The 20,351-nt window shown below is 73.5% G+C and carries 15 protein-coding genes; 2 read left to right on the top strand and 13 right to left on the bottom strand.

Features of this window, described 5'->3' with window-relative positions:
- Positions 1-19: 19 nt before the first annotated feature.
- The 5 genes from NPS70_RS25910 to NPS70_RS25930 all read right to left on the bottom strand — a co-directional run bounded on the left by NPS70_RS25910 (position 20) and on the right by NPS70_RS25930 (position 8,498).
- Complete coding sequence (locus NPS70_RS25910; RefSeq protein WP_256526841.1) at positions 20-763, bottom strand: SDR family NAD(P)-dependent oxidoreductase; 744 nt, start codon at positions 761-763, stop codon at positions 20-22.
- The gene (locus tag NPS70_RS25915) at positions 757-1,986 is read right to left on the bottom strand and encodes a beta-ketoacyl synthase (RefSeq protein WP_256526842.1); all 1,230 of its coding nucleotides are present in this window, start codon (positions 1,984-1,986) and stop codon (positions 757-759) included. Before NPS70_RS25915 ends, NPS70_RS25910 begins: the two co-directional genes overlap by 7 nt.
- A gap of 50 nt (positions 1,987-2,036) precedes the next feature.
- Positions 2,037-4,781, bottom strand: a complete 2,745-nt coding sequence (locus NPS70_RS25920) for an aldehyde dehydrogenase family protein (protein ID WP_308315050.1) — start codon at positions 4,779-4,781, stop codon at positions 2,037-2,039.
- 449 nt (positions 4,782-5,230) lie between these two features.
- Entirely contained in the window at positions 5,231-7,789 is a 2,559-nt protein-coding gene (gene lanKC, locus NPS70_RS25925; RefSeq protein WP_256526844.1) for a class III lanthionine synthetase LanKC, read from the bottom strand.
- Entirely contained in the window at positions 7,782-8,498 is a 717-nt protein-coding gene (locus NPS70_RS25930; protein WP_256526845.1) for a GNAT family N-acetyltransferase, read from the bottom strand. The genes lanKC and NPS70_RS25930 overlap by 8 nt, the downstream gene beginning before the upstream one ends.
- Positions 8,499-8,753: 255 nt before the next feature.
- On the opposite strand from NPS70_RS25930, the gene NPS70_RS25935 reads away from it, so the two are divergent.
- A complete protein-coding gene (locus NPS70_RS25935) occupies positions 8,754-10,691 on the top strand; it encodes an FAD/NAD(P)-binding protein (protein ID WP_256526846.1) in 1,938 nt (645 codons plus the stop codon).
- 61 nt (positions 10,692-10,752) lie between these two features.
- On the opposite strand, the gene NPS70_RS25940 is transcribed toward NPS70_RS25935, so the two are convergent.
- Entirely contained in the window at positions 10,753-10,938 is a 186-nt protein-coding gene (locus NPS70_RS25940; RefSeq protein WP_256526847.1) for a DUF5708 family protein, read from the bottom strand.
- Positions 10,939-11,188: 250 nt separating this feature from the next.
- Here NPS70_RS25940 and NPS70_RS25945 point away from each other — a divergent pair, with 250 nt between their 5' ends.
- Entirely contained in the window at positions 11,189-11,713 is a 525-nt protein-coding gene (locus NPS70_RS25945; RefSeq protein WP_256526848.1) for a MaoC family dehydratase, read from the top strand.
- Positions 11,714-11,772: 59 nt separating this feature from the next.
- Here the strand turns inward: NPS70_RS25945 and NPS70_RS25950 are convergent, their stop codons facing one another.
- The 7 genes from NPS70_RS25950 to NPS70_RS25980 form a co-directional block, all read right to left on the bottom strand.
- Positions 11,773-12,858: a ParB/RepB/Spo0J family partition protein gene (locus NPS70_RS25950; RefSeq protein ID WP_256526849.1), complete on the bottom strand. Its 1,086-nt coding sequence runs from the start codon at positions 12,856-12,858 to the stop codon at positions 11,773-11,775.
- Positions 12,859-13,138: 280 nt separating this feature from the next.
- Positions 13,139-14,140, bottom strand: a complete 1,002-nt coding sequence (gene hemB, locus NPS70_RS25955) for a porphobilinogen synthase (RefSeq protein ID WP_256526850.1) — start codon at positions 14,138-14,140, stop codon at positions 13,139-13,141.
- An 88-nt stretch (positions 14,141-14,228) separates the two neighbouring features.
- A complete protein-coding gene (locus NPS70_RS25960) occupies positions 14,229-15,083 on the bottom strand; it encodes a class I SAM-dependent methyltransferase (RefSeq protein ID WP_256526851.1) in 855 nt (284 codons plus the stop codon).
- Between the two features lie 243 nt (positions 15,084-15,326).
- Positions 15,327-16,988, bottom strand: a complete 1,662-nt coding sequence (locus tag NPS70_RS25965; RefSeq protein WP_256526852.1) for a uroporphyrinogen-III synthase — start codon at positions 16,986-16,988, stop codon at positions 15,327-15,329.
- Positions 16,985-17,944, bottom strand: a complete 960-nt coding sequence (gene hemC, locus NPS70_RS25970; RefSeq protein ID WP_256526854.1) for a hydroxymethylbilane synthase — start codon at positions 17,942-17,944, stop codon at positions 16,985-16,987. Before hemC ends, NPS70_RS25965 begins: the two co-directional genes overlap by 4 nt.
- Positions 17,941-19,614, bottom strand: a complete 1,674-nt coding sequence (locus NPS70_RS25975) for a glutamyl-tRNA reductase (RefSeq protein ID WP_256526855.1) — start codon at positions 19,612-19,614, stop codon at positions 17,941-17,943. The genes hemC and NPS70_RS25975 overlap by 4 nt, the downstream gene beginning before the upstream one ends.
- Complete coding sequence (locus NPS70_RS25980) at positions 19,611-20,336, bottom strand: redox-sensing transcriptional repressor Rex (RefSeq protein ID WP_256526856.1); 726 nt, start codon at positions 20,334-20,336, stop codon at positions 19,611-19,613. Before NPS70_RS25980 ends, NPS70_RS25975 begins: the two co-directional genes overlap by 4 nt.
- Between the last annotated feature and the right edge of the window lie 15 nt (positions 20,337-20,351).

A 20,351-nucleotide genomic window follows, 5' to 3' on the forward strand; every position in this document is an offset into this window, starting at 1 on the left:
GTCGTTCACCTCGGACATCTCAGACACCCATGCTCACCCCGCCGTCGACGGGAATGACGGCCCCGGTGATGTACCGGGCTTCGTCGCTGGCCAGATACGTGATCAGGGAGGCGACCTCCGCCACCGTCCCCGCACGCCGCAGCGGCACGGACGCGAGGAACTCCTGCCGCACCTTCTCGGGGAAGTCGCGGCCCATCTCGGTGTCGATGAGCCCGGGCATGATGACGTTCACCGTCGTCTTCCCGCGTGCGAGTTCACGCGCGAGCGTCCGGGCCAGGCCGATCAGTCCCGACTTGCTCGCCGCGTAGTTGCCCTGGCCGACGCCGCCCAGCAGCGCGGCGGTGCTGGAGCAGAAGACGACCCGGCCGCGGGTGGAGCGCAGCAGGGGGCGGATGCCCGCCCGTACCGGGTAGAAGGCGCCCATGAGGTTCGCCTGGACGACCGTGGTGAACTCCTCGGCGGTCATCCGTGCCATCAGGTTGTCGCGGACGATCCCGGCGTTCACCACCAGGACGTCCAGTCCGCCCAGTTCCTCGACGGCCTGCGCCATCGCCTCCTCGACCGCCGTGTGCTCACCGACGTCGCAGGCCAGCGAGAGGGCGCCCGCGACGGGTGCCCCGGACCTGCTCAGCGAGACCACCGAGTCGCCCGCGGCGGCGAACCGGTCCACGACCTCACGTCCGATGCCCCGCGTCCCTCCGGTGACGACCACCTTCCGTGCGGGGCCCGCTTCCGGCGCGCGGGTGCCGCCGGGACTCAGCATGCCGCCACCACCAGCACGGCGTTGTGGCCTCCGAAGCCGAACGAGTTGGACATGGCCACCCGCAGCGGATGCTCCTGGGCCGTGTGCGCGACGTAGTTCATCTCCGGGAACTCCGGGTCGTCGCAGTTGACGGTCGGCGGCGCCAGGCCGGTCTCCAGCGCCTTGACGCAGGCGATCAGCTCGACGGCGCCTGCGGCGCCGATCATGTGGCCGGTGGTCGACTTGGTCGAGCTGACCGGGATCCCCCGGGCCCGCTCGCCCAGCTCGGCCCGGATCGCCAGCGTCTCGGTGCGGTCGTTGAGCTGTGTGCTCGTGCCGTGCGCGTTGACGTAGTCGATCCCGCTCGGGTCCGTCCGCGCCGCGGCCAGTGCCCGCCGCATGGCGAACCGGGCCCCCAGCCCCTCGGGATGCGGTGCCGTGATGTGGTGGGCGTCGCTCGCCGCTCCGTAGCCGAGGATGCGGGCCAGCGGTGTGCTCCCGCGCCGGCGGACGCTGTCCTCGGACTCGAGCACCACCGCTCCCGCGCCCGAGGAGAGCACGAAGCCGTCCCGGGCCCGGTCGAAGGGGCGGCTGGCCGCCGCGGGGTCGTCGTTGTGCGTGCTGGTCAGTGCCCGGGTGGCGGCGGTGAGCGCCAGGTCCTTGCCGCTCATCGAGTCCTCGGCGCCGATCGCCACGACGATGTCCGCGTCACCCCGCTCGATGAGGCGGTGCGCCTCGCCGATGACGACCGTCCCCGACGCGCAGGCGGCCGACACCGCGAAGGACTCGCCCATCGCGCCGAGTTCCATCGACAGGTAGGCGGTCACGATGTCGATCGCGGCGTAGGCCGACAGATAGGGCCTCACCGCCCGTGCGCCCTTGGCGTCGAAGACGCGGACGGCGTCGGCGTCGAGCTTCGTGGTGCCGTACCCCGAGCCCACGAGGACGGAGATGCGCTCCGGCGGGCAGACCCCCGGGGTGACGCCCGCCTGCCGGAGGGCCTCGTGGGCGGCGGCGACCGCGTACCGGGCGTAGGGGTCCATCCTGCGCACCTCGGTCCGGGGCATGTGCGCGGCGGGCTCGAACCCCCGTATCTCGCCGCCGATCGTGACGGGGCAGTCGCCGGTGTCGAAGCTCGTGATGGCGCTGATCCCGCTGCGGCCGGCCACCATGGCCTCCCAGGTCTCGGCCACCGAGTTGCCCAGCGGGGTCAGCGCCCCGAGACCGGTCACGTACGAACCCATTACTCACTCCCAACAACCCGACGGCGGCGGAGCCGCCTTGAACGTCTGTGCTACTTCGCGGCCGCTGCGACCGGTCGCCCCCCGGCGCGGGCGCCGGGGCACAGTCGGCTCCAGTACTCGGCCACGGCCTTCGAGATGAGCAGGGGCTGCGGGTGGCGCTGTCCGCGCAGGGCCGCGTAGCCCGCCCTGACACCGCGGCCGCCGAAGGGCTTGTTGCCGTTCTCGATCTCGATGAGCGTCTCGTCGACGCTCACCATGTGCCGCTCGCGCAGGAAGTCCACGAGATCGTCGTCGGCTCCGTAGACCGAGGCGCCGAACGCCCGCTCCGTGAAGGGAAGGGTGTCGAGCACCCGCCTGAGCGTGCTCTCGTCGTCGTAGACGACCAGGTTGAAGACGGGTGCGAACTGCTCGGACACGTCGAGGGGCTCGGACGCGTCCCAGGCGAGCACGGTGGGCAGCACGTGGGACTCGGCGACGTCGACCGCTCCTCCGTGGCGGATGCGGTGCCGGTTCGCGATCAGGTACCGCGTGACCTGCTGGAGCACGGCCGGGTCCTGGATGCTGCCGTAGTCCCGCGTGGGGTCGGCGGCCGGTCCGAAGGCCAGCGCCCCGACATGCCGGGACAGCTGCTCGCGGAACTCCTCCGCCACCGGGCGGTGGACGAAGTAGATGTCCGGGGCGAGGCAGTCCTGACCGGAGTTGAGCATCCTGATCCGGACGCCGTCGGCGGCCGCCCTCGGGATGTCGGCGCGTCCGGTGATGATGAACGGGTTGACGCCCTGGCCGAAGAACAGGAGGAGCTGCTCGCTGCCCAGGGCGACCCTGAGTTCCTCGGCGTTCTCGTAGCGGCCGGTGAAGACGACCGTACCCGGGTTGCCGCGGATGGAGTCGGTGTAGGCGCCCTGGGTGCCGGTGAACGCCGTGATGTCCAGCCCGTGCACCGGCGCCAGCAGTTCGTGCAGCCGCAGGGTGACCTCACGGATCCGCGAGGAGGGCCGGAAGCTGATGCGGGTGGTGAAGCACGCCGGGACGAGCAGGTACAGGGCGTACGAGTAGAGCACCATGTTGGACGGCATGAAGACCCAGGAGCCGGGCACCGTCGGCGGCTGGTGGAGCGCGTACTCCGCGGCCGCCCCGCGCAGCGTGGCGACGAACCCGTCGATCTCGACCTCTGCGGCCTTGCGGTCGGTGATCTGCGTGAGGACCTCGACGAAGCGGTCCCGCTCGCCCTGCACGTGGTCGGCGGTACGGGAGAGCGCGGCGAGGGTGTCCGCCAGCCGGGCATCGGCGCGGAAACGTTCCGCCCGGACCGTGGCCGTCCCGAGCCGCTGCGCGGTGGCCGCCTCCGCGAAGGCCTCGACACGGGCGAGGTCCACCTTGCCGAACGCGTTCTGCGGCAGCTCGTCCACGACGAACACGTGGTCGGGTGCCTCGTAGGACGCCAGATGTGCGCTGATCTCCCGCCTCCAGTGGGCGTGCGACCGCCTGCCGGGGTCCGCGACGACGGTGACCAGCCGCTCGCCGCGCTCGGTGTCCCCGACCACCGCGCAGGCCGTCACGACACCGGCTTCGGCCAGTCGGCGCTGCACCTCGGCCGGGTACACGGTGAATCCGCTCCGGGAGAGTGCCGAGCGCCGGCCCAGCACGGTCAGGTGCCCGTCGGGCGCGACCGAGGCGATGTCGCCGGTGTTCTGCCAGCCCCGCTCCACGGGAACCGTCCGGCCGTCCTCGCCGAGCTGCCCCCGGTACTGGTCGGGCGACCTGACGAGGAGTTCGCCGACCCGTCCGGCGGGCACCTCGGCGCCGGCGGCGTCCACGACCTTCAGGTCCACGCCCGTCAGGGCCCTGACCAGGCCGGGGGCCTCCGGCAGGGCGTGCGCCACGTTGCCCAGCTCGGTCGAGCCGTAGCCGTCGAGCAGGCGGTGGCCGGTGGCGTGGTGGAAGCGCTCGGCCAGGCGGCCGTCGAGCGGGCCGCCGCCCACGCACCACAGCCGTACCGAGGACAGGTCCTCGAGGAGCCCGGGGTTGCGCGCGGCGAGGTTCAGCACGGCCCGGTAGGTGCGCGGCGGCGCGTCGACGACCGTGGCACGGTGCCGCTTGCCCAGGCGCAGGGCCTCGGACAGGTGGGCGGGAGGCACGACGACCAGCCCCGTGCCGGTCATCCAGGCCAGCAGGGCGACCGAGAGTCCGTACTGGTGCGTCATCGGCAGCAGCGGCAGCAGGACGTCGTCCGGCCGGTAGCGGACCCTCTCCGCGGTGCGCAGGCAGTTGTCGAGGAAGGAGCCGCCGGACTTCACGACGGCGTGCGGCTCACCGGTCGTGCCGGACGACCGCAGGATCAGCCCGTCCTCGCGGCGCCGCCAGGCGACGGTGCCGGGGTCGGGCAGCTCGGCCGCGCCGCCGACGTCCGCCGCGCGCACCTCCCCCGCACCGTAGTCCCACAGGTCGCGCAGGGCGACGGAGCCGGGCGTCCTTCTCGCCCTGTCCCCCGGCAGGACCGCGTGCTGCGCCCGGACCTCCGCCCTGGGGTCCGGCATGCGCGTCAGCTGCTCCTCGTCGAGGACCACGATGGACACGTCCGAGGCGATGAGGCTCAGCAGGGCCGCGTAGAACTCGATGGTGTTGTCGCCGCTCAGGACGACCCGGTCCCCTGCCCGCACCCCGCGCTCGTGCAGTGCGCGCCTCATGGTCTCGACCCCGTGGCCGAGGGCGGGTCGGCTCACGGACGCCCTTCTGGCGACCACGGCCGGTTTCTCCTCCGGAACGGAGGGCATGCTGATCTCCCCGTTGTACATCAGACGTGCGGTCTACATTGGTGAATCGAGTGAGGGGCGCGACGCACGGCCCGCGCCGCGCCCCTCCTTCCGGAGCCTCACCGAGGCCCCTGTGGCACCGTCAGCGCCTTCAGCAGCTGTTGCTGATGGTGCTGCCCAGCGCCTCGGCGGTCTCCGCCGGGACCTCAAGGCCCTGCAGCTCGATGATCGACATGGTGTGCACCTCCTTCCGTTGCGGCTCGGGGAGGGGCGCCGTCCGCGCCCCCTGTGTGTCGGGTCGGCGGCGGGCTCTGCCGCCGCGTCGGGTCAGCGCCTTCAGCAGCTGTTGCTGATGGTGCTGCCCAGCGCCTCGGCGGTCTCCGCCGGGACCTCAAGGCCCTGCAGCTCGATGATCGACATGGTGTGTACCTCCCCTCGGGGTGTCGGGCCGTCGTGTGCGGCCGTCCGTTCTGCGCCGTCCCCTGCGAGCCTCAGAACGGCTCGGTACCCAGGAACGGCAGGCTTTCGAGGCTGCGGTCGCGGACCGCGGCCAGGGCGAGGAGCACGCCTGCGGCACCGGTCGCGAGGTCCGCGGAGAACCGCACCCCGCCGCTTCCCGGAATCCGCAGCAGGCCGTCCCGCTCCACCACGTGCAGTGACAGGTCGCGGGCGTGCTGGGCGACCGACTCTCCCGCGTCGTCGAGGCGGTGCTCCAGGGCCACCATGGCCAGCAGGGCACCGGACCGTCCGGAGAAGACCCCGGCGTCGGCCATGAACCGCACCCGGGCCCCGGCCACCAGGCCCGGCACCGCCGCACGCAGTGCCGCGTCGTCCCGGTGCCGCAGCACGGCGTCCGCGGCGAGGGCCACGCCCAGACCGCCCGTGGCGAGATACGGCAGACGCCGCTTCCCGTCCACCGCCTGCAGGGTTCCCGAGGTGTCCCCGGTGCAGCGGGCGAGGTCGCGGTGGACCGCCCGCGCCGCCAGGTCGAGCCAGGCGGACTCGCCGGTGGCCTCGTACAGCCTCGTCAGGAACACGGCGGGACCGCTCCAGCCGCGCATCAGTCCCGCGGGCAGGATCTCCGTGTGCGGACTCGGGAGGAGTTCCTCCCGGATCCGGCGCGCCGCGCGGTGCGCCAGGCCGTCGAGGCGCTCGTCGCCGAGCACGGGGCCGAGCGCCAGCGCGGCCAGGCCCATTCCGGCGATACCGGAGAACAGGGAGGGATCGGTGGTCACACCGATGTCCCTGACCAGCGGCGCCAGTTGGGCACGGGCGGCCTCGTGGTGCCCGCGCAGCGCCCAGTACCAGGCGAGTCCGGTCAGCCCGTCCCACAGGCCCGGTGACGCGAGGGCCGTGTCCCCGCGGCGGGAGAAGTCCAGCAGCCAGTGCTCGCAGGCGGCGGGCGGCTCGTGCCCGGCCGCGCGGAGCGCCCACAGGACCCCGGAGGCGCCGTGGGCGAGACCGGCCGGGCCCGCGGTGTTCAGGTACTGGTCCGGGTCGCCGGGGAACAGCCGGTCGCCGCGGGCGGGGTCCGCCATGGCGGCGAGCGAGCCGGCCAGCGGTGCGATCAGGCCGAGCGGGCCGGGCCCGTCCGCCGCGCCGGGCGCGGCACCCGTGCTCCGGGCGGGCCCGGGACACGGGCCCTCCGAGGAACCCGTCCCCATGGTCCGCAAGGTGTCGTCGAAGTAGCCCTCGGGCAGGCCGAACCAGTCGGCCGCGGTGGCCGCGTGCACCGCGGCCTTGCCCGGGTCCAGTACGTACATGGGCGCCAGTGGGAGGAACAGCCAGAGCTTCAGCACCGCGAGGGCGTGGCGGTCCCGCGCCTCGGCGGTTCCCGCCCGCGGCGCGAATCCCGGGTAGGCCAGCGGCGGAGGCTCCTCCTCCGCCAGGGCCACCGACATCTCGAAGTCCAGCAGCCGCACCGTGAGGTCGTCGTCCACCACGATGTTCCCGGGGTGCAGGTCGCGGTGGGCGAGCCCGTGGGCGTGCACGTCCGCCACGGCGGAGGCGACCCGGGCCAGGACCCGCTCGGCCTGCTCGCGGTAGCCCTCGACCTCCTCGGGAGCGGGGGCGCGGCGGATGAACGGATGGCGGGCCGCCACCCAGTTCTGCAGGTTCACTCCCTCGGCCTTCTCCAGCGCCAGGTAGTGGTGCTCCCAGTACCGGAAGGAATCGACGAGGTCCGGTACGGCCGCCACGCCGGCCAGTCGCCTGAGGACTCCGTCCTCGTGGCGTGCGCGGTCGACCGCGTCGCGGCCGTCCCGGTCCACACCGGCGTGCAACCGGGCCTCCTTGAGGACGACCTCGCGTCCGGTCTCCTTCCGGCGGGCGGCGTACACGCCTCCGCCGTTGGAGAACTGCAACGCACGCTCCACGGCGAACGGGAAGGGCTCGTCCGGCTCGGGGGTGCGCAGAGCGTCCTGGATCTCGACGGGGGGCGAGATCCAGTCCGGCAGCCGGAAGGGAACCGACCGCGGATCATGGACCAGTCCACCCTCCGGGCCGCGCATCGCGAGGACGCGACTGCCTGCCGGGGTGTAGGTGTACCGGCTGGTGAAGGCGCCGTAGCGCAGGTAGACGGGACTGCCCTCGCGCCAGCGCCGGTCGCTGAGGACGTACGGGCCCTGACGGCCGGCCAGCAGGCCGTGCAGTGCGTCCAGCACCGGGACGAGATCCCCGTCCGAGGGGTAGAGGGCGATGAACTTGCCGCTCGCGGCCCGCGGGGCGAACTTCAGGCCGTAGGCCCGCAGGATCGCGCTGCGGGAGAGGAACTTGAAGGCGAGCCCGCGGTCCAGGCAGAACGCGGCGACGTCGCACAGGACGTCGGCGGCGTCCTCGGGCCGGGCGGACACGTGGATCTTCCAGCCCTGGTCCGGCAGCTGCGCCCCGGTGCGCCGCAGGTGGCACCACGGCCCCCTGAGCGTCCTGGTCCAGCCCTCCCGCCCGGGCACCAGGGCCGTGTAGTCCAGGTCCCCCTCCGGGCGCCACCGCTCCGGTGGTTCGAAGTAGTCGGGGTCGGCGACGGAGAACAGCTCGCCCGCCTCACGCATCCCTGTCCCCTCCCCCGGCCCCGGCGGCGGACCCGGCGGTGGCCGCGGTGCCGCGCCCGGTACGGGAGCGGTCGGCGTCCAGCGAGGTGGGACCGCCCCCGGCCAGGTAGTCGTGCAGCATGCGGCGCGCCCGCTCCTTGTCGGCCTCCGGCACCGAGGGCACGTACTTCAGGCCGTCCAGGTGCTCGCTCCTCTTCAGCTCGGCCTCGTACTCGGAACGGAGCATCGACCAGACGGTCGCGTCGTGGTACCGGCCGTCGACGTAGTAGAAGTCGCGCAGGACGCCTTCGAGGACGAAGCCCCCGCGCACGAGGGCGGGAAGCGTGTAGGCGTTGAAGGCGCCCGTGGTCAGCTGGACCCGGCGGGCGTCGTACGTCATGAAGAGGATGTCCACGAGCCGAATCACCGCCTCGCCGCCGAAGGCGCTGCGCCAGCGGTCGGGCTCACCGACGATGACGGCGATCTCGAAGGACTGGTGGCTTCCGCGCCGGCGCCAGTTGACGAAACCGAGAGCGTCCCCGGTGTTGTCGTATATCACGCGAAAGGAAAGGCTGCCGGAGTAGTGCGCGGCACGAATTTCCTCGGGGCTTGCCATTTCCCGCGCGTCACCGCTGAGGGCGGTTCCCGGAGAGTCGGGCGCCAACCATGCGGCGATCAGGTCGAAGTCGTCCGTGGTCGGCGGACGTAAACTGATGAATCGCCCCTGCACTAGTTCCCACTCCCCCGTCGTCCCGAATGCCAGAGACTCGGCTCCGAGTCACTTGAGTCACTTGAGTCACTCTGCGAGCCGATGAAGAACCTAGATCGCCGCGTTCTTCTCCGTCAACCGCGAACCACGAAAGTCGAACACGGCCGGGACGCCGACTCGAAATGGCATTGACAGTCGGCATTGCCGCTGGTGACGTTGAGAGCAGTAGCCTGCGGGGCCATGACGGAAACAGGGCAGTTCCCGGGGACCCCCTCATTGGCATTCGTCGGTGCCGGTCCCCGGACGACGGGCATTCTGGAGCGCATCGCCGCCAACTTCGACTCCCTCTGGCCCGGGGGGCCCCTGCGGATCGATGTCGTGGACCCGTTCCCGCCCGGGGGCGGACGCATCTGGCGGCCGGACCAGCCGGTGTGGATGCTGATGAACTCCCGGGCGCGGGACGTGACGATGTTCACCGACGAAAGCGTCGCGTGCGCAGGGCCGGTGACCCCCGGTCCGACGCTGTTCGCATGGGCGGCCCGGCACGGCGCGGCGGCCGCGGAGCAGGAGGCGGTCGCCGCGGTGGAGACGGCCACCGGGCAAAGGCCCGCCGCCCCTTCCCTCGCGGCCGAGGCCCGCTCGCTCGCACCGGACTCCTTCCCCAGCCGGCGGCTCGCCGGCGCGTATCTCGCATGGTGCTTCCGCCGGGCGCGGGAGGCGCTTCCCGCGGACGTCGAGGTCCACGACCACCGTGCCGCGGCGGTGCGCCTGTCGGACGAGCCCGACGGACGGCAGCGCATCAGCCTCTCCGACGGAGGGTCCCTCCTCGCCGACGTCGTGGTCCTCGCGCAGGGCAACCTGGACGGCAGCATGGACACCGCGCAGCGGGGCCACGCCGCGTTCGCGGCCCGGTACGGCGGGGCCCACCTGCCGCCGGGCTGTACCGCGGACGTCGACCTGACCGCGTTCCCGCCCGGCGCGGACGTGCTCGTCTCGGGCCTGGGACTGGCGTTCGTCGACCTCATGTCGCTGATGAGCGAGGGCCGAGGGGGGAGGTTCACCCGGGACGGCGGGGGCACCATGCGCTACCAGCCGTCGGGCGCCGAGCCGGTCCTGTGGGTCGGCTCCCGCCGGGGCGTGCCGTACCTGCCCAAGACCGGGGTCCGGCTGCGCGGCGAGGATCCCGGTCCGGCCCGGTTCGCCACCGTGGAGGCCTTCAAGGCGGCACTGTCCCGCGACGCGGACGAAGGCCCGGCCTCCGGCACCTCGGCACCCGGGACGGCCCCGGGCCTGTGGGCACTGACCGCCAAGGAGATCGGCTGGGGCTACTACCGGGAGCTGTTCACCGGGCACCCCGAGCGCACCGGGACGTCGTGGGCGGCGTTCGCACGGGTCTACGCGGAACTCGACTGGGACAGCCCCGAGCTGCACTCCCTGATCCACGGCTCGGTCCGGGCGGCGGACCGGCTGGCCCTCGACACGCTCCGGGCGCCGCTGTCGGGCAGGAGCTTCCCGGCGGGGCGGGAGCTGGACGCATGGATGCGCCGCCATGTCGGGGCGACGGTCGACAGGGCGACGCTTCCCGCCCACAGTGCCTGGGCGGGGGCGGCACGCTCCCTGTTCGAGGCGGGCAACCAGCTCGCCGAAGTGCTGGTGTCGGACGGCGACGGACTCACTCCGGGCGCGGAGCGGGCCCTCGGCCGGATATCCGAGTTCAACAGCTTCTTCTCGTCCGGACCGCCGCCGTTCCGCCTGGAGCAGCTCCTGGCGCTGTCCCGGGCCGGACTGGTCCGGTTCCTCGGGGCCGGCCTGCGGGTGCGCGCCGACGCTTCGGCGGGCACCTTCACGGCCACGTCCGACTCGCTTTCGACCGAGCGCCGCGGCACCTGCTTCGTCGAGGCGCGGCTGGCCGCGCCGGACGTGCTCCACGGCGGGGACCGGCTCCTTCGGACGATGATCGCCGAGGGCCGGGCGACGGCACGACGGTCACCGGGCGCGAGGAACGCCTCGCGGCTGGTGGCGGGGGAAGGCGACTACCGGGTGACCGAAGCGTCCGGGCGACCGCATCCGCGCCGCTACGCGCTCGGCGCGTTCGCCACGGGAGGCAGCCTCGGTTCCTTCTCGGTCCCGGGTACCAACTCGCCGTTCTTCCGGCAGAACGACGCCCTGGGGCGGCGCCTGATCAGGCAGCTCCACGCGGCGGCCCGCTCGTGAAGCGCCCGCCCCGGCCGCGTGGCGCCGACGGCCGGGGCGGGCGGTCCGCCCTCGCTCACCGCTATTTCCGGGCGACGCCCTTGTAGAGGCCGTACACGACCTCCAGCGCGCCCAGCGCCATCAGTACGACGCCGAGCTTGGTCAAGGTGACCACCGGCGTCTCGATGTCCCCGGTGAACTGCCAGAGGACCAGGCCGATGACGAAGGTTATGCCTCCACCGGCCAGTGCTTTGGAAGAAGAATTCATCTCACGCCCTCCTACCCCGTTTATCGGATCGATGTCTCTGTTTCTGCGGGCACCGCGGACACTCTGTCACGGGCCGTCAAAATTCGCCTACTTGACCTTCACCGCGGGCGGCGGCGAAAATCCGGAGGCCAAGGAATGCGATCGTTTTCCCCTCGCGGGGCGCGGAAGAACCCGACCTCTTTCCTTGCGCACCGCCCCGCTTCTTTCTGCGGCGCACGTCTTTCCCCGGGAATGTCACAGGAGGCCGTTCATGGCGACACAGCAGGAGATTGCCGCATGGTTCCAGGAACGGGCAGGCGTCCACTGCGGGTACAGCGGCTGGTTCGAGATCACGCAGCGGGACGTGGATTCCTTCGCCGACCTCACACGGGACTGGCAGGGGATCCACGTGGACCCCGACCGCGCCGCCGCCGGTCCGTTCGGAGCCCCGGTCGCCCATGGATTCCTGGTCCTGTCGCTGATCACGTATCTGACCGACAGCCTGCTGGACCTCGACTGGTCCGAGTCGGGGCTGAACCACCGTCTGGACCGGGTGCGGTTCCGCGCCCCGGCCGTCGTCGGGGCCAGGGTGCGCGCGGGGGTGACCGTCCTCGGCGCCCGTATGCGGCCGCGCGACTACCTGGAACTGGTGCTGGCCGTCACGGTGGAGGCGGAGGACGGCGGCGCGGTGTGCACCGCGGAGCAGACCCGCCTCTACCGGACCAGGGCGGATGCCTCGCTGCCCCGCTTCCCGGTCCTCGGGCCCGCTTCCTCCCGCCCGGACGCCCGCGTCTGACGGGCGCTCGGGCACCGGGGCCTGACAGCGTTGTCCCCCGCATCGGCGGTCCCCGTGGCTCATCCGCCGTGGTCCCGCTCCTCGTCGAGGGGCCGTCGCGCGCCGACCTGGTCGGCGAACTGCCGCCACAGCTCGGCGTTCTTCCGGGCCGTCTCGGCTACGGCGCCCACCTGGTGCAGGGGCACCCTGTCGACGAAGTCCCGCCACTCCTGGGGGGAGATGAGCCGGGACTCGAACCACCGCAGGAAGTCCCGCCCCGTCGTGCTCAACCGCAGCGAGGGATCCTTGCGCAAGCGCTCCAGAGTGTCGGCGCCGGGCTTCCGCGCCGAAGCGGCGGCGGGGATCCTGGGAGCACCGCGAGGGCTCCGGGGCGCGGCCCCGGTGCCTCCGGCCGGGGGTCGGCCGCCGGCGGCGGCCATCGCCTTGCGCTGCCGCGGCGGGACCGGGTCCTCCCCGCGCTGCATCCGCGCACGCACGTCCCAGGCAGTGGAGATGGAGATCCCGGCACGCTGCGCGATCACCCGCAGGGGCGTGTCGGGGCCGGTCCTGAGGAGCTCCTGGGCCCGTAACCGGCCCGAGGCGCCGTCCAGCGGCCGCAGGCGGCCGTCCTTCCCGAGCCGGGCTTTCGACTGCGGATTCTCCCCGGTCGAACTTCTGCGCTCGGCGGCCACGGTCTTGGCGGCGAGCCCGACGGCCTCCGCCACCGCCCGGTCCGACCACTGCGGGTGGGTGTCCATGATGCGACGCGCGGCCGCGGCGCGCTCGCCGACGGACAGCGGGAGCCCGTGGGCGATGTTCGCCCGGACCGCCAGCACGAACGCGTCCTCCGCGTCGCCGTCGAAGAACCGGACCGCGATCTCCTCCTCACCGCGCAGCTCCGCGGCGTGGAGCCGGTGGGTACCGTCGATCACCCGCATCGTCTGCCGGTGCACGAGGATGGGCGGCAGCGCCGCGCCCGATGCGGCCAGGACGCGCACGTGCTCCTCGGACTTCCGCGCGAGCCTCGGTGAGTCCGCCGGCCTCAGGGACCGGATCCGGACCTTCGCCGTGGCGCTCCGGTCGAGTTCGCTGATCACCCGTGGTCCGGCCCCCGCCGGACCGTCCTGCGCGGGCATGGTGGATCCGTCATGTGCCAGGCCTGCCATCGTCTTCTCCCCCGTCGTACTCGCATGACCCTTCAGATCCTCGCATCAGTAGGTGTAGAGGACACCCTCCGAAAGTAGGAAAGCGGACCATGCCCTCCGACTCCGGGCCGGGCGGCGAGCGTCCGCGGGTCCTGCCTGGTCAGACGGCCCATGCCCCGGTGGGCGCTCCCCGCCTCCCCGGGCCGGGGAGCCTCGCCCGGGGAGCCGGCGGGGCACCCTCTCCGGGCGTGGGGCACACCGGGCGCGGAGAGCGGGAGAGCGGGGAGCGGGCGCCGGCCGGTCAGCGGCCGGCGCTCAGGCGCCGGGCTGCCTCCGTCGCCCAGTAGGTGAGGATCATGCGCGCACCCGCGCGCCGGATACCGAGCAGGGTCTCGGCGATGGCCGCCTCACGGTCGATCCAGCCCTTCTCGGCGGCCGCCTCGACCATCGCGTACTCGCCGCTGATCTGGTACGCCGCCACGGGCACGTCCACCGACGCGGCGACCTCGGCCAGGATGTCCAGGTAGGGGCCCGCGGGCTTCACCATGACCATGTCGGCGCCCTCCTCCAGGTCGAGGGCGAGCTCCCGCAGGGACTCGCGGGCGTTGGCGGGGTCCTGCTGGTAGGTCTTGCGGTCGCCCCGCAGCGAGGAGCCCACGGCCTCCCGGAAGGGACCGTAGAAGGCGGAGGAGTACTTCGCGGTGTACGCGAGGACGGACACGTCCTCCTTGCCGATGGTGTCCAGCGCGTCGCGGACGACGCCGATCTGCCCGTCCATCATGCCGCTCGGGCCGACGACGTGGACGCCCGCGTCGGCCTGGACCTGGGCCATCTCCGCGTAGCGCTCCAGGGTGGCGTCGTTGTCGACACGCCCGTCGGCGGCCAGGACGCCGCAGTGGCCGTGGTCGGTGTACTCGTCCAGGCAGAGGTCCGACATGACCACCAGGTCGTCGCCCACCTCGGCGCGCACGTCGCGGATCGCCACCTGGAGGATGCCCTCCGGGTCGGTGCCCGCGGTGCCCAGGGCGTCCTTCTTCGCGTCCTCCGGCACACCGAAGAGCATGATCCCGGCAACGCCCGCCTCGCAGGCCTCGACCGCGGCCTTGCGCAGGGTGTCGCGGGTGTGCTGGACGACGCCCGGCATGGCCTGGATCGGCACCGGCTCGGCGATCCCCTCGCGGACGAAGGCGGGCAGGATCAGGTCGGAGGGGTGCAGCCGGGTCTCGGCGACCATGCGCCGCATGGCGGGGGTGGTCCGGAGCCGCCGGGGGCGGGCACCGGGGAAGGATCCGTACGCAGTCATACCGCCACGCTACGCCCGCCGGGGGACGGCGATTACCGACACCCCGTCGGCGCGGAGGGGACCGCCGGGGCTGCCGCGGCCCGCGCGGCTACGGACGGACGGCGCGGACGATCCAGGCCGCCGACTCGTAGAGCACCCCGGCGCCGGTGGCATGGGCGGAGATGTCCGTGCGCAGGTCGCCCAGCGCCCGCGCCCGGGTCCTCTCGTCGAGGTCCTCGACCATCCAGGCCAGCAGCCCGCTGACGAAGGCGTACGCCTGGTCGGCGGTCCGCCCGAAGGTCATCGGCAGCTCCACCCCGGTGAGCTCCGGCTCGGCGAAGCCCGCGGCCGTCAGCACCTCCCGCACGACCCGGGGGTCGGCGAGCGAGAACGGCCCCGGTGCCCCGGGCTCCGGTGCGGGCAGGTCCCGTCCCGCGGCGAGGGCGGTGGCGAAGGAACGGAACCACTCGTTGCGGGACACGTCCTGCCAGACCATGAGCACCAGGCGCCCGCCGGGGCGCAGCGCCCCGGCGATGTTGCGGAAGGCGGCCACCGGGTCGGCGAAGAACATGCAGCCGGTGCGGCTCAGCGCCACGTCGAAGGCGCCCTCGGGGAAGGGGTGGGTCTGCGCGTCGGCCTGCTCGTGGCGGACGGTGTCCAGTCCCTCGCGCGCCGCCTCCTCGCGGGCGGCCTCCAGCATGGCGCGGGACAGGTCGACACCGAGGATCTCGCCGCCGGCGGTGAGCCGGGCGGCGGCCCGGGAGACCAGGCCGGTGCCGCAGCCGATGTCGAGCACCCGTTCGCCCCGGTGGAGGGCGGCGGCGTCCAGGAAGGGGCCCTGGTAGGCGTGGACGCCCCGGTCGAACTCCTCGGCGTGCGCCGCCCAGTAGGCGCCCTCGGGGCCGTCCCAGGAACGGGCCTGGTCGGCGTTGGACGGGTCGACGTGCAGGATCCTGCCGGTCATCTCGGTCACCCACCTGCGGATGTGAGCGGCGGTTGCGGCGCACGGGCGCGCGCCCTCCCCTCCGGTGTACGCCGCGGACCGGCCGGGATCAAGCACCGGCGGCGGACGGCGGCGGTCCGGGCGGGGACGGGTCGGACGGCAACCGGTCCGGGTCTTCGCGGACGGGGCCCCCGGGACGCGGACGGGGCCGGTGCCGGCGGGTCCCCCCGCCGGCACCGGCCCCGTGCGTCGCGCTTCCCGGGCTCAGGTGGTGGTGCGCCGTCTGCGCCCGCCCGGCCGCCGCTCGGACGGCCGCGTCACGTGCTCGCCGGCCTCCAGCGCGGCCGCCCGGCGCGCCGCGCCGAACTCGGCCAGGGCCTCGGCCAGCCGGGTCACGGACGGCTCCGGCGAGAGCACGTCCACCCGCAGCCCGTGCTCCTCCGCCGTCTTGGCGGTCGCGGGGCCGATACAGGCGATCACGGTCACGTTGTGCGGCTTGCCCGCGATACCCACCAGGTTCCGCACGGTGGAGGACGAGGTGAAGAGCACCGCGTCGAAGCCGCCGCCCTTGATCGCCTCACGGGTCTCCGCGGGGGGAGGCGAGGCGCGCACGGTGCGGTAGGCGGTGACGTCGTCGACCTCCCAGCCGAGCTCGATCAGCCCGGCCACCAGCGTCTCGGTGGCGATGTCGGCCCGCGGCAGGAAGACGCGGTCGATCGGGTCGAAGACCGGGTCGTAGGGCGGCCAGTCCTCCAGGAGGCCAGCGGCCGACTGCTCGCCGCTCGGCACCAGGTCCGGCTTGACGCCGAAGTCGATCAGCGCGCGGGCCGTCTGCTCCCCCACGGCGGCGACCTTGATCCCGGCGAAGGCGCGGGCGTCGAGCCCGTACTCCTCGAACTTCTCGCGGACGGCCTTGACCGCGTTGACCGAGGTGAAGGCGATCCACTCGTAGCGGCCGGTGACCAGACCCTTGACCGCACGCTCCATCTGCTGCGGTGTGCGCGGCGGCTCGACGGCGATGGTCGGCACCTCGTGCGGCACCGCGCCGTAGGAGCGGAGCTGGTCGGAGAGGGAGGCCGCCTGTTCCTTGGTGCGGGGCACCAGGACCTTCCAGCCGAACAGCGGCTTGGACTCGAACCAGGCGAGCCGGTCGCGCTGCGCCGCGGCGCTGCGCTCGCCGACCACGGCTATGACCGGCTGGTGGCCCTCGGGCGAGGGGAGGACCTTCGCCTGCTTGAGGGTTCCCGCGATGGTGCCGAGCGTGGCGGTCCAGGTGCGCTGCCGGGTGGTGGTGCCGGCGATGGTCACGGTGAGCGGGGTGTCGGGCTTGCGCCCGGCGGACACCAGCTCGGCCGCGGCCGCGGCGACGGTCTCCAGGGTGGCGGAGACGACGGCGGTGGCGTCGCTGGCGCCGACCTCGGTCCAGCAGCGGTCGCTGGCGGTCACCGCGTCGATGAAGCGGACGTCCGCGCCCTCGGCGTCCCGGAGCGGGACACCGGCGTAGGCGGGCACGCCGACGGCGGCGGCGATGCCGGGGACGACCTCGAAGGGGATGCCCTCGGAGGCGCAGGCGAGCATCTCGCGGCCCGCGTCCGTGTCCAGGCCCGGGTCGCCCGTCACCGCACGGACGACCCGCTTGCCGCCCCGCGCGGCCTCCATGACAAGATTGGCCGCATCCCGCAGTACGGGGATGGAGGCGGTTGCCGACGCGTCGTCAACAACCGTCAGCTCGGGCGTGCTTACGCCTGCCCGTGCGTGGCCGCGGACGACGTCCAGCACGGCGGGCTCGGCGATCAGCACGTCCGCGTCGGCGAGGGCCTCCACGGCGCGCAGGGTCAGCAGGCCCGGGTCGCCGGGGCCGGCCCCCAGGAAGGTGACGTGCCCGTGTGCCGGAAGGGCCTGGTGGTTCGAGGTGGTGGGGCTCAAAGTGCTCGCTCCCCCATAAGACCGGCCGCACCCTTGGCGAGCATCTCGGACGCGAGTTCGCGACCGAGCGCGATGGCGTCGCCGTGCGACGTGGGTACGGGACCGGTGATGGACAGCTGCACCAGCGCGGAGCCGTCGGTCGTGCCGACGACGCCCCGCAGGCGCATTTCGGTGAGTTCCCGACCGTCGCCCAGCAGGTCGGCCAGCGCACCCACGGGTGCGGAGCAGCCGGCCTCCAGGGCGGCGAGCAGGGAGCGCTCGGCGCTCACGGCGGCCCGCGTGTGCGGGTCGTCGAGTACGGAGAGCGCGGCGACGAGCACGGCGTCGTCCGCCGGGCACTCGATCGCCAGGGCCCCCTGGCCGGGGGCGGGCAGGACGGAGTCGACGGGCAGCAGCTCGGTCGCCTCCCCGGACCTGCCGATGCGGCGGAGTCCGGCGGCGGCGAGCACGACGGCGTCGAGCTCCCCGCTCCGCACGTAGCCGATCCGGGTGTCGACGTTGCCCCGGATGGGGACCGTCTCGATCCTCAGCCCGTGGGAGCGGGCGTAGGCGTTGAGCTGCGCCATGCGGCGCGGCGAACCGGTGCCGACGCGCGCGCCGTCCGGGAGCCGGTCGAGGGTCAGCCCGTCGCGGGCGACGAGCGCGTCGCGCGGGTCCTCCCGGCGGGGCACGGCGGCCAGCGCCAGTCCCTCGTGGGGTGCGGTCGGCAGGTCCTTGAGCGAGTGGACCGCGAAGTCCACCTCGCCGCGCAGCAGCGCCTCCCGCAGCGCCGCGACGAACACGCCGGTGCCGCCGATCTGCGCGAGGTGCTCGCGGGAGGTGTCGCCGTACGTGGTGATCTCGACGAGCTCGACCTCCCGGCCGGTCGCCCGGCGCACGGCGTCCGCCACCTGCCCGGACTGGGCCATGGCGAGCTTGCTGCGCCTGGTCCCGAGCCTCAGTGCCCTCTCGGTCATACCCGCCCTCGGTTCTTGACGTCTGCGTCATTCAGGTCGGCCCGGCTGACGGAGGCGACCGTCTCCGGGTCGAGGTCGAACAGGGTCCGCAGCGCGTCCGCGTACCCGGCGCCGCCGGGCTCGCTGGCCAGCTGCTTGACCCTCACGGTGGGCGCGTGCAGGAGCTTGTCCACCACACGGCGCACGGTCTGGGTGACCTCGGCGCGCTGCCGCTCGTCGAGGCCGGTCAGACGGCCGTCGAGGCGGGCCATCTCGCTCTCCACCACGTCGGCGGCCATGGTGCGCAGCGCGACCACGGTCGGGGTGATGCGGGCGGCCCGCTGCGCCGCGCCGAAGGCGGCGACCTCGTCGGAGACCAGGGTGCGCACCTGGTCCACGTCGGCGGCCATGGGCGCGTCGGCGGAGGCCTCCGCGAGCGACTCGATGTCCACCAGCCGCACGCCCGCGAGGCGGTGCACGGCGGCGTCGATGTCGCGGGGCATGGCGAGGTCGAGCAGAGCCAGGCGGACCGGCCCGGCGGACAGCGGCCGTACGCGGGAGGGGGACGCGGGACCCCGGTCGGTGTACTCGGCGTTCTCGGCCCAGACGCCGTGCAGGGCGAGGTCGTGGGCGGCACCGCCGGCGGCGTCGACGCCCTCGGGTCCGTGGTCGGCGCCGAGGCCCACCGGGCACTCCGTGCCCTCGGCCGCGGTGCCGGGCGCGGTGAAGCCGGCCGCCTCGGCGGCGCCGGGCAGCTCGGCCACCCGTCCGTCCCGGGCGGCGACGGCCGCCAGGCGGGCCACCAGGCTGCCTTCGGGCGCGCGCAGGTTCACGGCGGGGGCGCTCTCGGGGACCACGTGCTCGGCCAGCGCGGCGGCGACGGCCTCGGCCGTGAGCACCAGCCCGGTCGCCCCGGTGCAGGAGACGGCGATGTCGGCACGTGTCAGCTCGTCGGCGACCGCGGACATGGCGACCGCCTGGGCGCGCACCCCGCCCGCCGCGGAGAGTGCGGCGGCGAGCCGCTCGGCCCGCTCGGGCGTGCGGTTGGCGATGACCAGCTCGCGCACGCCGAGCCGGGCGAGGGTGGTCGCGGCCAGCGCGGACATGGAGCCGGCGCCGATGACCAGGGCGCGCCTGCCCGCGGCCCACCGCTCCACGGGCTCGCCGACGGCGAGCTGCTCGAGGCCGAAGGTCACGAGGGACTGGCCCGCACGGTCGATCCCGGTCTCGCTGTGCGCCCGCTTGCCGACCCGCAGGGCCTGCTGGAACAGGTCGTTGATCAGCCGTCCGGCGGTGTGCTGCTCCTGGCCCCGGGCGAGGGCGTCCTTGATCTGGCCGAGGATCTGGCCCTCGCCGACGACCATCGAGTCCAGTCCGCACGCCACCGAGAAGAGGTGGTGGACGGCGCGGTCCTCGTAGTGGACGTAGAGGTAGGGGGTGAGCTCCTCCAGCCCGACACCGCTGTGCCGGGCCAGCAGGGTGGACAGCTCGGCGACACCGGCGTGGAACTTGTCCACGTCCGCGTAGAGCTCGATGCGGTTGCAGGTGGCGAGCACGGCGGCCTCGGCCGCCGGCTCGGCGGCCAGGGTGTCGTGCAGCAGCTTGGTCTGCGCGTCCACGGGGAGCGAGGCGCGCTCCAGGACGCTGACGGGGGCGCTGCGGTGGCTGAGGCCGACGACCAGGAGGCTCATGCCGGCATCACGGCGGGCATGTCCCCGTCAGGCCCCTTCCGGGCCGTGCCCTCGGAGTCCTCGCCGGACTTGCGCTGCTCGTGGAAGGCGAGGATCTGGAGTTCGATCGAGAGGTCGACCTTGCGGACGTCCACGCCGTCCGGGACGTTCAGCACGGTGGGCGCGAAGTTGAGGATCGAGGTGACACCGGCGGCGATCAGGCGCTCGCAGACCTGCTGGGCGGCGCCGGCCGGGGTCGAGATCACGCCGATCGACACGCCGTTGTCGGTGATGATCTTCTCCAGCTCGTCCGTGTGCTGGACGGGGATGCCCGCGACGGGCCTGCCGGCCATCGCGGGGTCGGCGTCGATCAGCGCGGCGACCCGGAAGCCGCGGGAGGCGAACCCGCCGTAGTTGGCGAGGGCCGCACCGAGGTTTCCGATCCCGACGATCACGACCGGCCAGTCCTGGGTCAGCCCCAGTTCACGGGAGATCTGGTAGACGAGGTACTCGACGTCGTACCCGACACCGCGGGTCCCGTAGGAGCCGAGGTAGGAGAAGTCCTTGCGCAGCTTCGCGGAGTTGACGCCCGCGGCGGCCGCGAGCTCCTCGGAGGAGACCGTGGGCACGGAGCGCTCCGACAGCGCCGTCAGCGCGCGGAGGTACAGCGGAAGCCGGGCGACGGTGGCCTCGGGGATTCCTCGGCTACGGGTCGCCGGTCGGTGATTTCGGCCAGTTGCCACGGTGCTCCTGCGGGA

It is taken from the genome of Streptomyces sp. C10-9-1 (assembly GCF_024497955.1).
Lineage (GTDB): Bacteria > Actinomycetota > Actinomycetes > Streptomycetales > Streptomycetaceae > Streptomyces > Streptomyces sanyensis.